The 12356-nt window shown below is 65.1% G+C and carries 13 protein-coding genes; 6 read left to right on the forward strand and 7 right to left on the reverse strand.

Going from position 1 to position 12356, the window contains the following annotated elements:
- The first annotated feature begins 117 nt into the window (after positions 1 to 117).
- The gene (locus ML401_RS31170; protein WP_211415900.1) at positions 118 to 1830 is read left to right on the forward strand and encodes a DUF459 domain-containing protein; all 1713 of its coding nucleotides are present in this window, start codon (positions 118 to 120) and stop codon (positions 1828 to 1830) included.
- A gap of 172 nt (positions 1831 to 2002) precedes the next feature.
- Here ML401_RS31170 and ML401_RS31175 read toward each other — a convergent pair whose 3' ends face one another.
- Positions 2003 to 2374, reverse strand: a complete 372-nt coding sequence (locus ML401_RS31175) for a CsbD family protein (protein WP_194404421.1) — start codon at positions 2372 to 2374, stop codon at positions 2003 to 2005.
- Between the two features lie 92 nt (positions 2375 to 2466).
- Positions 2467 to 3204 carry an SDR family NAD(P)-dependent oxidoreductase gene (locus tag ML401_RS31180; protein WP_211415899.1) on the reverse strand — a complete coding sequence of 246 codons (738 nt, stop codon included), beginning with the start codon at positions 3202 to 3204 and terminating at the stop codon, positions 2467 to 2469.
- 97 nt (positions 3205 to 3301) lie between these two features.
- Here ML401_RS31180 and ML401_RS31185 point away from each other — a divergent pair, with 97 nt between their 5' ends.
- A complete protein-coding gene (locus ML401_RS31185; protein ID WP_211415898.1) occupies positions 3302 to 4081 on the forward strand; it encodes an SDR family NAD(P)-dependent oxidoreductase in 780 nt (259 codons plus the stop codon).
- 98 nt (positions 4082 to 4179) lie between these two features.
- A complete protein-coding gene (locus ML401_RS31190) occupies positions 4180 to 5067 on the forward strand; it encodes a TauD/TfdA family dioxygenase (protein ID WP_285807959.1) in 888 nt (295 codons plus the stop codon).
- Positions 5068 to 5078: 11 nt separating this feature from the next.
- Here the strand turns inward: ML401_RS31190 and ML401_RS31195 are convergent, their stop codons facing one another.
- A complete protein-coding gene (locus tag ML401_RS31195; RefSeq protein ID WP_211415896.1) occupies positions 5079 to 5723 on the reverse strand; it encodes a YqgE/AlgH family protein in 645 nt (214 codons plus the stop codon).
- A 142-nt stretch (positions 5724 to 5865) separates the two neighbouring features.
- On the opposite strand from ML401_RS31195, the gene ML401_RS31200 reads away from it, so the two are divergent.
- Positions 5866 to 6705, forward strand: a complete 840-nt coding sequence (locus tag ML401_RS31200; RefSeq protein ID WP_211415895.1) for a protein-disulfide reductase DsbD domain-containing protein — start codon at positions 5866 to 5868, stop codon at positions 6703 to 6705.
- A gap of 28 nt (positions 6706 to 6733) precedes the next feature.
- Here ML401_RS31200 and ML401_RS31205 read toward each other — a convergent pair whose 3' ends face one another.
- Positions 6734 to 6943: a hypothetical protein gene (locus ML401_RS31205; protein WP_211415894.1), complete on the reverse strand. Its 210-nt coding sequence runs from the start codon at positions 6941 to 6943 to the stop codon at positions 6734 to 6736.
- Between the two features lie 301 nt (positions 6944 to 7244).
- Between ML401_RS31205 and ML401_RS31210 the strand changes: the two genes are divergently transcribed.
- Together ML401_RS31210 and ML401_RS31215 are read left to right on the forward strand one after the other, a co-directional pair.
- The gene (locus tag ML401_RS31210) at positions 7245 to 8612 is read left to right on the forward strand and encodes a flippase (protein WP_285807960.1); all 1368 of its coding nucleotides are present in this window, start codon (positions 7245 to 7247) and stop codon (positions 8610 to 8612) included.
- Between the two features lie 197 nt (positions 8613 to 8809).
- Positions 8810 to 9634: a sulfite exporter TauE/SafE family protein gene (locus tag ML401_RS31215; RefSeq protein WP_194404429.1), complete on the forward strand. Its 825-nt coding sequence runs from the start codon at positions 8810 to 8812 to the stop codon at positions 9632 to 9634.
- Positions 9635 to 9765: 131 nt separating this feature from the next.
- Here the strand turns inward: ML401_RS31215 and ML401_RS31220 are convergent, their stop codons facing one another.
- The 3 genes from ML401_RS31220 to ML401_RS31230 all read right to left on the reverse strand — a co-directional run bounded on the left by ML401_RS31220 (position 9766) and on the right by ML401_RS31230 (position 12311).
- Positions 9766 to 10554, reverse strand: a complete 789-nt coding sequence (locus tag ML401_RS31220) for a 3-hydroxybutyrate dehydrogenase (RefSeq protein ID WP_285807961.1) — start codon at positions 10552 to 10554, stop codon at positions 9766 to 9768.
- 1 nt (position 10555) lies between these two features.
- The gene (locus tag ML401_RS31225; protein WP_285807962.1) at positions 10556 to 11731 is read right to left on the reverse strand and encodes a patatin-like phospholipase family protein; all 1176 of its coding nucleotides are present in this window, start codon (positions 11729 to 11731) and stop codon (positions 10556 to 10558) included.
- Positions 11732 to 11807: 76 nt separating this feature from the next.
- Complete coding sequence (locus ML401_RS31230) at positions 11808 to 12311, reverse strand: CAP domain-containing protein (RefSeq protein ID WP_194404432.1); 504 nt, start codon at positions 12309 to 12311, stop codon at positions 11808 to 11810.
- Positions 12312 to 12356 lie beyond the last annotated feature (45 nt).

Consider the following 12356-nt stretch of genomic DNA (forward strand, 5'->3'; position numbering starts at 1 on the left):
GGCGGCTGTTCCCCGGTGTATGGGACAAGAATCTGCGATGGAATTTGCCCGTTTGGCGCCCGATTCCGTTACTATATTGAGCCAATCCCGATCCCCGTTGCGCGTGCCCGAGATCGCATGTCGAAGAAGTCCCTGTTCAAGGCGCTGACCGAGACCGGCCCGTTGATCGCGCTGGGGACGGCGCTTGCGATTTTGGTGTCGGTTGCGGGGCCTGCCTCGGCACAGTTCTTCAACTTCCCCGGCTTCGGCGGTCCGCCGCAGCGCTCGGCGCCGCCGCCGCAACGCGGCGGTGGTGGCGGCGGATGGTTCGGCGGCGACTTCTTTGCACCGTTCCAGCAGCAACAGCCGCAGGCACCGCGCCAGGATTTTTCGCGCGCGCCGGGGCCGGCCAAGCGCGACACGATCCCTGAGAAGAACGTGCTGGTGCTCGGCGATGCCATGGCCGACTGGCTCGCTTATGGCCTGGAAGACGCCTATGCCGAGCAGCCCGACATGGGCGTGATCCGCAAGCACAAGACCGTTTCAGGCCTGATCAAGTACCAGCCCAAGGGTGAGCCCTCGGACTGGGCGGCGGCGGCAAGGGGCATCCTGGAGACCGAGAAGCCCGACGTCATCGTCGTCATGCTCGGCCTCAACGACCGCGCCGCGATCCGCGAGCCGGCGGCGGAGAAGCCTGCGGACAAGGACAAGAAGAACGACAAGGGCGCGCGCGGCAAGCCACAAGGAAAAAGCGACGGAAAGCCCGGCGAGACGAAGCCCGGCCACGATACGGCCGCCAAGCCCGACGACAAGCCTGCCGATGCCGACCTGCCGCAGGATGACGCCGACAACGCCGACACTCCGGCGGCGGCCCCCGAAAAGACCGCCCGCAATCCGAACGGCCTCTACGAATTCCGCGACGAGCGCTGGATCGAGCTCTACGGCAAGAAGATCGAGGAGCTTGCGAACGTCCTCAAATCGAAGGGCGTGCCGGTGCTCTGGGTCGGCCTGCCCGCGGTTCGCGGACCCAAGGGCACCGCGGATACGCTGTTCCTCGACTCGCTCTATCGCGAGGGCGCGGCCAAGGCCGGCATCACCTATGTCGATGTCTGGGACGGTTTCGTCGACGAAGCCGGCCGCTTCCTGCAGAAGGGGCCAGACTTCGAAGGTCAGATCCGCCAGCTCCGCAGCTCTGACGGCGTCTATTTCACCAAGCCCGGCGCCCGCAAGCTCGCGCATTATGTCGAGCGCGAGATCACGCGCCTATTGGCGGGACGCTCCGGCCCGATCGCGCTGCCGAGCGAGCCGGCGACCCCCGATACCAGCGCCGAGCCCGGCAAGCCCGCGCCGCGGCCGTTGGCGGGGCCGATCGTGCCGCTGGTTGCAGCCTCGATCTCGACCGACCAATTGCTGGGCGGCCCGGGCTCGCGTCCCGCCGCCGTCGATGCGCTCGCTGCAAAGACGATGGTGAAGGGCGAGCCGCTGGCAGCTCCTGCCGGCCGCGCCGACGATTATGCCTGGCCGCGCCGCGAAGTCGGCCGCGAGCAGGCCAAGGGCGATACGCCAGTTGCCGCGACGACGCCTGACGGCAACGGCCCGAATGCATCGGGGACACCGGGGGCAGCCGCTGCGATCGCGCCGCCGAAGCTGGCGCCGAAGAAGCCGCCGGTCCCGCCGCAACAGCCGGCACAGGCGAGCCCATCCTTCCGCGATTTCTTCGGCTTCGGCTCACCGCAGCCGGCACCGCCGCGTCAACTGACGCCCGCGCCCGGACCACGCAATCCGAATCCCAATCCGGGGGTCCCGCGTCCGCCGGGTAACGTCGGACGTTCGGCCGAGATGTTCCGGTAATTTCGGAACGGCGATCGCGTGTCCCGGACGCACGGCAGCGTGGACGCTGCTGCGCAGAGCCGGATCAAGTTCCTCTCACGGCCTTCGAAAAAGAATGTGCCCCGGCTCAGCTGCGCACCACTGCGTGGCGCGCTGCGTCCGGGGCACGAGATGCGTGCTTGCCGCTCAGCCCTCAGTAGCGCCAGCGCGACGGCGGAGGACGACGCGCGGGGCGCGACATCAGCAGCGCGAGCGCGAAGCCGATGCCGCCGGCCACCATCAGCGCACCTAGCGGATTGTCCTGCACCTTCTTCGACAGCGCCTGTGTGCCATCGCGGAAAGTGTCGCCGCTGTTGTCATAGGCGTCCTTGGCGTAGCTGGTCGCGGTGTCCGCGGCGTCACGCACGGCATCCTTGGCCTGGCCGTAGAGATTCTGCACGGTGCCCGCAGCCTCGCGTGCCTTGCCTGAGGCCTGCGTCTTGGAATCGCCTGCCATGTCTCCGATCGCGCTTTCTGCCTTACCTGCGTAGTCCTTGGCCGCGCCAACAATCCGATCCGTATCCATGATGCTCCTCCTCGGGGGTCAGCCCAAGTAACCGATCAGGAGCAGCGCAGTTCCAAGCCATGACGAAAGTGTATGTGTGGCCCGGCAAACAACTACAAAATCAGCCCGCCATCGACCACCAGCGTCTGGCCAATGATGTAGGACGACAGCGGCGAGGCCAGGAACAGGGCCGCGCCCGCCATATCGGCCGGCGTGCCCAATCGCCGCAGCGGGATGCGAGCGAGCGCGCCTTCGAGCCGCTTCGGGTTGTCGGTCGTCACCTTCGTCATCTTGGTGTCGACGAGCCCCGGCGCGATACCGTTGACGCGGATGCCGTCCTCGGCCCAGGCCTCGCCCAGCGTCCGCGTCAATCCGACCGCGCCGGTCTTGGAGGCGTTATAGGCGGGATTGCCCATGGTGGAATGATAGGCCGCGGTCGAGGACACCATGATCAGCGCGCCCTTCGCATCCCGCAACATGGCATGAAATCGCGTGGCGCAAGCCATCAGGCTCATGAGATTGACCTCCACCACCTTGCGGAAGCCGGCCATCTCGAATTCGCCGCGACGATAGAGCACCGCGCCTTGCGCGAGCACCAGCACGTCCAGCCTGTCGAAGGACGGCTTGAACGCTTCGACCGCAGCGGGGTTGCTGACGTCGAGCTGCGCGTAGGAAAGACCCGTGAGATCGGAGCCCTCCTCCGCGGAATATTCCGTTGCGCGAGCACGCGTGCCGCAAACCGCGACCTGCGCGCCCCGCGTGCGAAACGCCTGCGCGATGCCGTTGCCGATCCCGCTCGAACCACCGACGACCAGCACCTGCTTGCCTGAGAAATCGAGTTCGTTCGCCATCGCGGCCTCCCTTTTGTCTTGCTTGTTTGACCTGTCTGCGGATCGGTGCCAGCCTTGTCAATCATAACAAGAACAAGCGACTTCCCTAGGAAACAACATGTCCGAGTTCAAGGAGCTCAGCCGTTCCGTCAAGGGCCTGACCGTTCTCGTCACCGGCGCGGCGAGCGGGATGGGGCGCGCGACGGCGCGCGTGTTCGCCGCTGAAGGCGCGAACGTCGCCGTCACCGATTTCGACGCGCAAGGCGCGCAGGCGGTTGCCGGGGAGATCGCCGCGAGCGTCGGATCGGGAAAGGCATGGAGGCTCGACGTTGCCGACGGCGGCGAGATCAAGCGCGTCGTTGAGGAGGTCGTCGCGCATTTCGGTGGGCTCGACATCGTGGTCAACAATGCCGGCATCTCCGTGCGGGTCGCGATCGACGACGAGGCCTATGAGGACGCCTGGGCCAGAGGCATTGCCGTGATGCTGACGGCGCATCCGCGCATCATCCGCGCCGCGCTGCCGCATTTGCGCAAGTCCAAGTGCGCGCGCGTCGTCAACATCGCCTCGACCGAGGCGCTCGGCGCCACCGCATTGCACAGCCCCTATTCGGCAGCGAAAGGCGGCGTTGCCAGCCTCACCCGCTCGCTCGCCGTCGAGCTCGGCCGCGAAGGCATCACCGTCAACTGCATCTGCCCGGGCCCGATCCGCACCGCGATCACCGACCGCATCTCGGAAGAGCACAAGACGATCTACGCCAAGCGCCGCACCGCGCTCGGACGCTACGGCGACCCCGAGGAGGTCGCGCACATGACACTGAGCCTGTGCCTGCCGGCGGCGTCGTTCCTCACCGGCGCGGTGATTCCGGTGGATGGCGGGTTGATGGCGCGGAACGCGTGAGAGCCATGCGCGCCGAGCGTTGACAACGCCGGGTCGGAGAGTAGCTTTTTCGCCGACAGAGCGGGACCAACCGCTCGCGACCCGCGGGAGAGAACGTCATGACGATCGCCATCCGGCAGCTTCAGAAGCATTTTGTCGGCGAGGTCTTCGGCCTCGATCTGCGAAAGCCTCTCACCGAGGCCGAAGCACGCGAGGTCGAGGCCGCCATGGACAAATACGCGGTGCTGGTCTTCCACGACCAGGACATCACCGACGAGCAGCAGATGGCCTTTGCGCTCAATTTCGGCCAGCGCGAGGACGCGCGAGGCGGCAACATCACCAAGGCCGACGAATACCGCCTCAGCTCGGGCCTGAACGACGTCTCCAACCTCGGCAAGGACGGCAAGCCGCTGCCGAAGGACAGCCGCGCCAATCTGTTCAACCTCGGCAATTGCCTGTGGCACTCCGACAGCTCGTTCCGCCCAATCCCGGCAAAGTTCTCGCTGCTGTCGGCGCGCGTTGTGAACCCGAAGGGCGGCAACACCGAATTCGCCGACATGCGCGCCGCCTATGATGCGCTGGACGACGAGACCAAGGCGGAGATCGAGGATCTCATTTGCGAACATTCGCTGATGTATTCGCGGGGATCGCTCGGCTTCACCGAATACACCGACGACGAGAAGCAGATGTTCAAGCCGGTGCTGCAGCGGCTGGTGCGGACGCATCCCGTGCATCGCCGCAAGTCGCTGTATCTGTCATCGCATGCCGGCAAGATCGTCGGCATGAGCGTGCCGGAGGGACGCCTCTTGCTGCGCGATCTCAATGAGCACGCGACGCAGGCGGAGTTCGTCTACGTCCATAAATGGAAGCTGCATGACCTCGTGATGTGGGACAACCGCCAGACCATGCACCGCGTCCGCCGCTACGACCAGTCGCAGCCCCGCGACATGCGAAGAGCGACGGTGGCGGGAACGGAGCCGACGGTGCAGCAGCAGGCGGCGGAGTAGGCTCGCGCCAGCTACGCGTGCCCCGCCTCGTTCGATAGCATGCCGGGGTCGATGCCGATCTTGTGCAGGGCGCGGTTGTATTTGTCGTCGACGTCGTCGCCGAAGATCAGATCCGCATCCGCATCGCAATGCAGCCAGCCGTTGCTCTGGATCTCGGTCTCGAGCTGGCCCGGCGCCCAGCCGGCATAGCCGAGCGCGAGAATGGCGTGCTTGGGGCCGGAGCCGTTGGCGATGGCGCGCAGGATGTCGACGGTCGCCGTGAGGCAGACGCCGTCATCGATCCGCAGCGTCGCGTTCTCGATGTAGAAGTCGCTGGAATGCAGCACGAAGCCGCGGCCGGTATCGACCGGGCCGCCGCGCAGCACCTTCATGCTTTCGGCATTCTCAGGCAGCTTGATGTGCTCGCCCTTCTTGATGATGCCCAGTTGCTGCAAGAGCTCGGGGAAGTCGATGCTGCCGGCCGGGTGGTTGACGATGATGCCCATCGCTCCCTCCGCCGAATGGGCGCACAGATAGATCACCGAGCGCTCGAAGCGGGAATCGCCCATGACGGGCATCGCGATCAACAGCCGGCCGTCGAGATAACCGGCCGAATTCGGGAGTCCGGAGCCCGCCCCGCGGGTGCTTTCGCCCGTCCTCTTGCCTGTGGGAGCCATCGGTGAAGCACTCCGGTTTCAATTCCTATCCTGATGTCGGGCCGGGCCGCTGTCAAATCAAGGCTTGCAGGGACGCGATTCAGGTGCATCCATCACAAGCAATTCAATGGTTTGCGCGAGGGCGACCCTGTAAAGACGTGCCATGCTCACAAGAGTTCCCCTGCGTGCGGCGATTGGCGTCGCGACAACCCTGCTTGCGTCGTCACTGGCCATCGCAGCCCGCGCCGATGACGCTTCGCCGTGGCAGCGCGACGGACATTCCGCGGTGCGGCTATTGGCGGGATCACGCAGCGGCGCCGTCCTGCTCGGCGGTATCGCCTTCCAGCTCCAGCAGGGGTGGAAAACCTACTGGCGCAGCCCCGGCGATTCCGGCGTTCCGCCGCGGTTCGACTTCTCGAAGTCGGACAATGTCGAGGCGGTGACGATCATGTGGCCGGCGCCGCTGAAATTCGACGATGGCGCCGGCGGCCATTCGATCGGCTATCATGACCAGATCGTGCTGCCCTTGCGCATCGTCGCCAAGGCGGCCGACAAGCCCGTGACCTTGCGTGCCGAGATCAATTACGCCGTGTGCGAGAAGCTCTGCATTCCGGTCGACGCCAAACTGGAGCTCGGCTTCAACAACGTCGCCTCCACCGAGGATGCCAACTTGCGCGCGGCGCTCGACGCTGTGCCCAAGCCAGCCAATATCGGCGATCCCAATCCGCTCACCATCCGCGACGTCAAGCGCGACGGTCCCAAGAACGTGGTGGTCGACGTGGTTGCGCCTGACAGAAGCAACGTCAATCTGTACGTGGAAGGGCCGACGCCCGAATGGGCGTTGCCGATTCCGGAGCCGGTCAAGGAAAGCCCTGCTGGCGTGAAGCGCTTCTCGTTCGAGCTCGACGGCCTGCCGCCGGGCGCCAAGCCCGACGGCGCAGCGCTGAAGTTCACGCTGGTCGGGCCGGAGAAGTCTTACGAGTTCAATACCAACCTGGAATAGCTCGTCGCGGACGGAGCAACGAAGCCGATCAGGATGCGGGGCAGACCTTCGAAGCCTGCTTTTCCTGCAGCTTCTTCGTGCAATATGTGCTGCAGCGCTGACCGCCGACCTTGGCGCAGTAAGCCAGGCACTTTTCGTACGAACATCCCCAGGCGTCCGCCCGCGCGGGCGTCATGGAATAGAGATCGAAGCCGGCCATCGCGGCGAGCACGGCCATGCACATCATGAATCGGGTCATCAATCGCTCCTTCTGAAAAGGCCTGAAAATGGCGTCCCGTGCGCGACCAACCGGCCCGCACATATTCCAAATGAATTCACTATGCGGCCAGCATAGTTCGAGGCGGCCCGGAAGGTCACGCTCTAAATTGGAGGGATTGCGGCAACGACGCCATCTGCGCCCCCGCGCCAAGCGAAATGAGTTTCGCCTCCCTGCGACGGCCTTCGCGGGAAGCCGCCGGAGCGCGGTCCAACCGAATCTTAAGGAATGGTTGCTAAGTCCCGGGCCTGCCGCAGCACGCGGGACGCCCTGGGGACTCTTCTTGGCCGTGATGGATGCAGAACCCGCAACGACCGCACCGGCCGGCCTGATCGCGCGGCTGCGGGCCAAGCTGACGGGCGGCTCGAGCGAGGCCTCGCTGACGCGGCGGCTCGCCGGCACCATCTTCATCATCCGCGTCATCAGCGCTGGGCTCGCTTATTTTTCGCAGGTGCTGCTCGCACGCTGGATGGGCACGTCCGATTACGGCATCTATGTCTATGTCTGGACCTGGGTGCTGCTGCTCGGCAGCATGATGGATTTCGGCATCTCGGCCTCGGCGCAGAAAATCATTCCGGAGTATCGCGCCAGCGGTGAGCAGGCGCTGCTGCGCGGCTTCCTCTCCGGCAGCCGCTGGCTGACTTTTGCCGTGTCTGCGCTGGTGTCGCTCGCCCTTGCCGGCATCGTCAGACTGCTGTCGCCCTGGATCGACCCGGCGGAGGAGCTGCCGCTCTATATCGGCTGCATGACGCTGCCCGCCTTCGTGGTCGCCAACACCCAGGACGGCATTGCGCGCTCGCACGACTGGATGCAGCTGGGTTTGATGCCGCAATTCATCATCCGCCAGGCGCTGATCATCGGCATCACCGGCGCGGCCTTCCTGCTCGGCTATCATCTCGGTGCGGTCGCCGCGTTGGTTGCGAGCGCCGGTGCCGTCTGGATTGCAATGAGCGGGCAGATGGTGGTGCTGAACCGCAAGCTCGCCGGTCACATCGCGCCCGGACCCAAGACCTACGACATCCGCGGCTGGCTCGCCGTCTCGCTGCCGATCCTCTTGGTCGAGAGCTTCTATCTGCTGCTGTCCTATACCGACGTGCTGGTGCTGCAGCAGTTCCGTCCCTCCGACGAGGTCGGCGTCTACTTTGCGGTGGTGAAGACGCTGGCGCTGGTCTCGTTCATTCACTACGCGATGTCGGCGACGACGGCGCATCGCTTCGCCGAATACAACGCAAGCGGCGACAAGGCACGGCTGTCGGCCTATGTGGCGCATGCGATCAACTGGACGTTCTGGCCGTCGCTGGCGGCGACCATCGTGCTGCTCGCGCTCGGCAAGCCGCTGCTCTGGCTGTTCGGGCCGCAATTCGTGATCGGTTACGACATCATGTTCGTCGCCGCGATCGGGCTCGTGGTACGCTCGGCGATCGGGCCGGTCGAGCGGCTGCTCAACATGCTCGGTCAGCAGAAGATCTGCGCGCTCGCCTATGCGCTGGCCTTCGTGATGAACGTCGTGCTCTGCATCGCGCTGGTGCCGCGCTACGGCGGCCACGGCGCCGCGGCCGCGACCTCGATCTCCCTCAGCTTCGAGACGGTGCTCCTGTTCTGGATCGTGCGGCAGCGGCTCGGACTGCACGTGCTGGCGTTCGGTCAATAGGCGCTACGCGCCTGCCCTGCTCGCTGCCGCCCGGGGAACGGCTCTGTCAGAGCACGCGCGCGAACGAGGCAAAACGCCTCTCCTTCTCCAACTTGCAGCAAAATTTTTCTTATTCTGTCCAAGCGGTTGCGCGTTGGGGGAACTTTATTCTACGTCGTATTGCCTAACCGACGAGATCAACCTAAGATTCCCCTGATATGTTCGATCCACTGTACGTCGCCTCTGGATTCGGCGTCGGCCTGCTTGTCGGAATGACCGGCGTGGGCGGCGGCTCGCTGATGACGCCGCTCTTGATCCTGCTGTTCGGCGTTCATCCCTCCACAGCGGTCGGAACCGACCTGCTCTATGCCGCCGCGACCAAGACCGGCGGCAGCGTGGTGCATGGCTGGTCGCGCAGCGTGCACTGGCCGGCGGTGCTGCGGCTCGCCTGCGGCAGCCTTCCAGCGAGCGCGCTGACGCTGCTCGTGCTGTGGAAACTCGACCTCAGGAGCGATGCCGAGCGCAGCCTGATCAATCTGGTGCTGTGCTTTGCGCTGCTGCTGACTGCGACGTCGCTGATCTTCCGCAAGTCGATCATGGAGCGCTATCGCAGCCGGCTGGAGGGCGTCGACGATCGCACCACCGCGATTGCGACCGTCGTGACCGGCGTCGTGCTCGGCGTGCTGGTCTCAATCTCGTCGGTCGGCGCGGGCGCGGTCGGCGTCACCGTGCTGCTGCTGCTCTATCCGCGCCTGCCAATGGTGACCATCGTCGGCTCCGATATCGCCCATGCGGTGCCGCTGACGCTGGTCGCCGGTATCGGGCACTGGGCGCTCGGCGACGTGGATTGGGCGCTGATGGGCGTCTTGCTGATGGGCTCGCTGCCCGGCATCATCGTCGGCAGCTACAGCGCGACGCGTGTGCCCGAAACAGTGTTGCGCCTGACGCTTGCCAGCGTGCTGTTCCTCGTCGCCGGCAAGATCATGTTTGCGGAGCTCCACCTGTCGTCGGCCTTCGTCACCGCGCTGGCCTGGGGGCACTAGGCAGCGACCGGACGACGGAATCGGAGGGTGGGCAAACCAAAGCGTGCCCACCCTTTTTCTCGATCACGGACAGGTGGTGGGCACGGCGCAAGTGCGCCTTTGCCCCCCGCCTACTCTACGGCACCGTACCCTTACGCGGCGGTCCAGCCGCCGTCGATCGAGAGGTTGGTGCCGGTGATCTGGGCGGCATCATCGCTGCAAAGGAACAGGGCGAGCGCTGCGACCTGCTCGGAGGTGACGAACTCCTTGGTCGGCTGCGCGGCGAGCAGCACGTCGTTGATGACCTGCTCACGCGTCAGGCTGCGCGCCTTCATCGTGTCGGGGATCTGCTTCTCGACCAGCGGCGTCCAGACATAGCCGGGGCTGATGCAGTTGCAGGTGATCTTGTGGGTCGCGACCTCGAGCGCCACGGTCTTGGTGAGGCCGGCGATGCCGTGCTTGGCCGAGACATAGGCCGACTTGAAGGGCGAGGCGACCAGCGAGTGCGCGGACGCCGTGTTGATGATGCGGCCCCAGCCGTTCTTCTTCATGCCGGGCACCGCGGCGCGGATGCCGTGGAAGGCGGAGGACAGATTGATCGCGATGATCTGGTCCCACTTCTCGATCGGAAACTCCTCGACCGGCGAGACGAACTGGATGCCGGCATTGTTGACGAGGATGTCGACCGAGCCGAACGTCGTCTCGCCGAGCGCGATCATCCCGGCGATCTCGGCGGGCTTGCTCATGTCGGCCGGCGAATAGATCGCCTTCACCTTGAACTCGGACTCGATCTTGGCACGTTCCTTCTCGATGTCCTCCGGCGCACCGAAGCCGTTGATGACGACGTTGGCACCGGCGCCGGCGAACGCACGCGCATAGGCGAGCCCGATGCCGCTGGTCGACCCGGTCACAACGGCGTTCTTGCCTGACAGACTACCCATTCTATTCGCTCCTTTTTGCCGGGGGCGCAGAGACGTCCCCCGTGAGATCGTAAGTCACCATGGTCTCGCCGGACTGTGGCCGCTCGAGCCAATCCTTGTGGCGCATCGACAGGTGCACGTCGTTCACGCCGGCCTCCCAATGCTCGACCATCGCGACATGCGAGAAATCGTAATCCTTGGACGAGGATTCATAGTTCTTGCTGCGGTAGATCAGATGCACCACGGTGACGGTGCTTTCGCGCGACACTTTCGCCAGGAATTCGACGGAAGGATCGTTCTTCAGATAATCCGGCAATTTGCCGATCAGGTCGCGCATCGCCCTGCGGGCGTTGTGCAACTGCTTGTTCTTGTCGGTGTTCATCCGCGTGCGGCTGGAATAGCGGATGTCCTTCTCGCGCTCGGCGGCCTCCAGCAGCGAGGTCGGCAGATCGCCGCGCGCGGAAAACAGGTCGACCTGGAAAATCAGCATGTCGCGGTCGACCTCGGCATCGAGCACATAGTCGAGCGGGGTGTTGGAGGCGATGCCGCCGTCCCAATAATGCTCGCCGTCGATGATCACGGAGGGAAAGCCGGGCGGCAGCGCGCCGGAGGCCATGATGTGCTCGGGGCCGATCTTCTTGCCGAGCTTCTTGAACTCGTAATTGTCGAAATATTTGAAATTGCCGGAGGTGACGCCGACCGCGCCGACCGACAGGCGGGTCTTCAGGTCGTTGATGCGGTCGAAATCGACGAGACGCTCCAGCGTCTTCCTCAGCGGTGCGGTGTCGTAATAGCTCTCGGCCTGCGGGCTGCCGGGCGGCCAGAGCGGGGCCGGCGGGACGCGCGGGACGAAGAAGCCGGGCACGCCGAAGGTGGCGATCAGCGCCGCACTGGTCGAGTTGAACAATTCGCGGCTGTGGTCGCTCTTGCCGATCGGCTTCCACGGCACCGGCGCGGAGACCATCTCCCAGAATTCCTTGAGCCGCTTGACGCGGGTTTGCCCTTCATTGCCGGCGATGATCGCGGCGTTGACCGCGCCGATGGAAATGCCGGCGACCCATTCCGGCTCGAAGCCTGCGCCGCACAGCGCCTGATAGGCGCCGGCCTGGTAGGAGCCGAGCGCACCGCCGCCCTGCAGGACCAGGACGCGTTGCGCATTCGCGGGGATGCTGGCGGATTCCGGGCTACGATCTGTCATGGGGGAGCAATAGCAATGGCGCGCCACCGTGGCGACACTCCGCGGCGGCGTCAATGCATGCCGGATCAAGTCTGGCTTATCGGGGCTCCGTCGAGGCCAGGATCATGGTCCAAAACACCTTGTATTTGGTGCCGGGAGCATAACTCGCCGCGATGCCCAATTTTGTGACACCGCCCTTGAGCATGTTGGCGCGGTGCGGAGGCGAGTCGCGCCAGCCGGAAAACGCTTCCGCCAGCGTATGATAGCCGGCCGAGATGTTCTCGACGGCCACGGTCGCGGGATAGCCGCCGGCGGCGAGGCGCTTGGCCAGCGGCGCACGGACGTCATGGTCCATCTTGTTGGCCGCGGCCATCGCATTGGACTGGGATTCGGCGAGCCGCATCAGATCGGGGTCGATCACGACGGTGCCGAGAGCGTTGTTCTGGCGGTATTGCGAGATCATGATCGCGGCCGCCTGCGCATCGAGCTTGGAGCCCGGGACCGCCATGTCGGCATACATGGACGGCTGCTGGACCGGTGCTTCGTTGCCGGCACAGCCGGCGAGCAGCAAAGAAATGAGTATCGCGGCCGCAGCGCGCATGAATCGGGGCCCCCAATGAAGGGCCGTTGTTGCATACCAACCGTG

Origin of the sequence: Bradyrhizobium sp. 62B, assembly GCF_030272265.2 — a bacterium.
GTDB lineage: Bacteria > Pseudomonadota > Alphaproteobacteria > Rhizobiales > Xanthobacteraceae > Bradyrhizobium.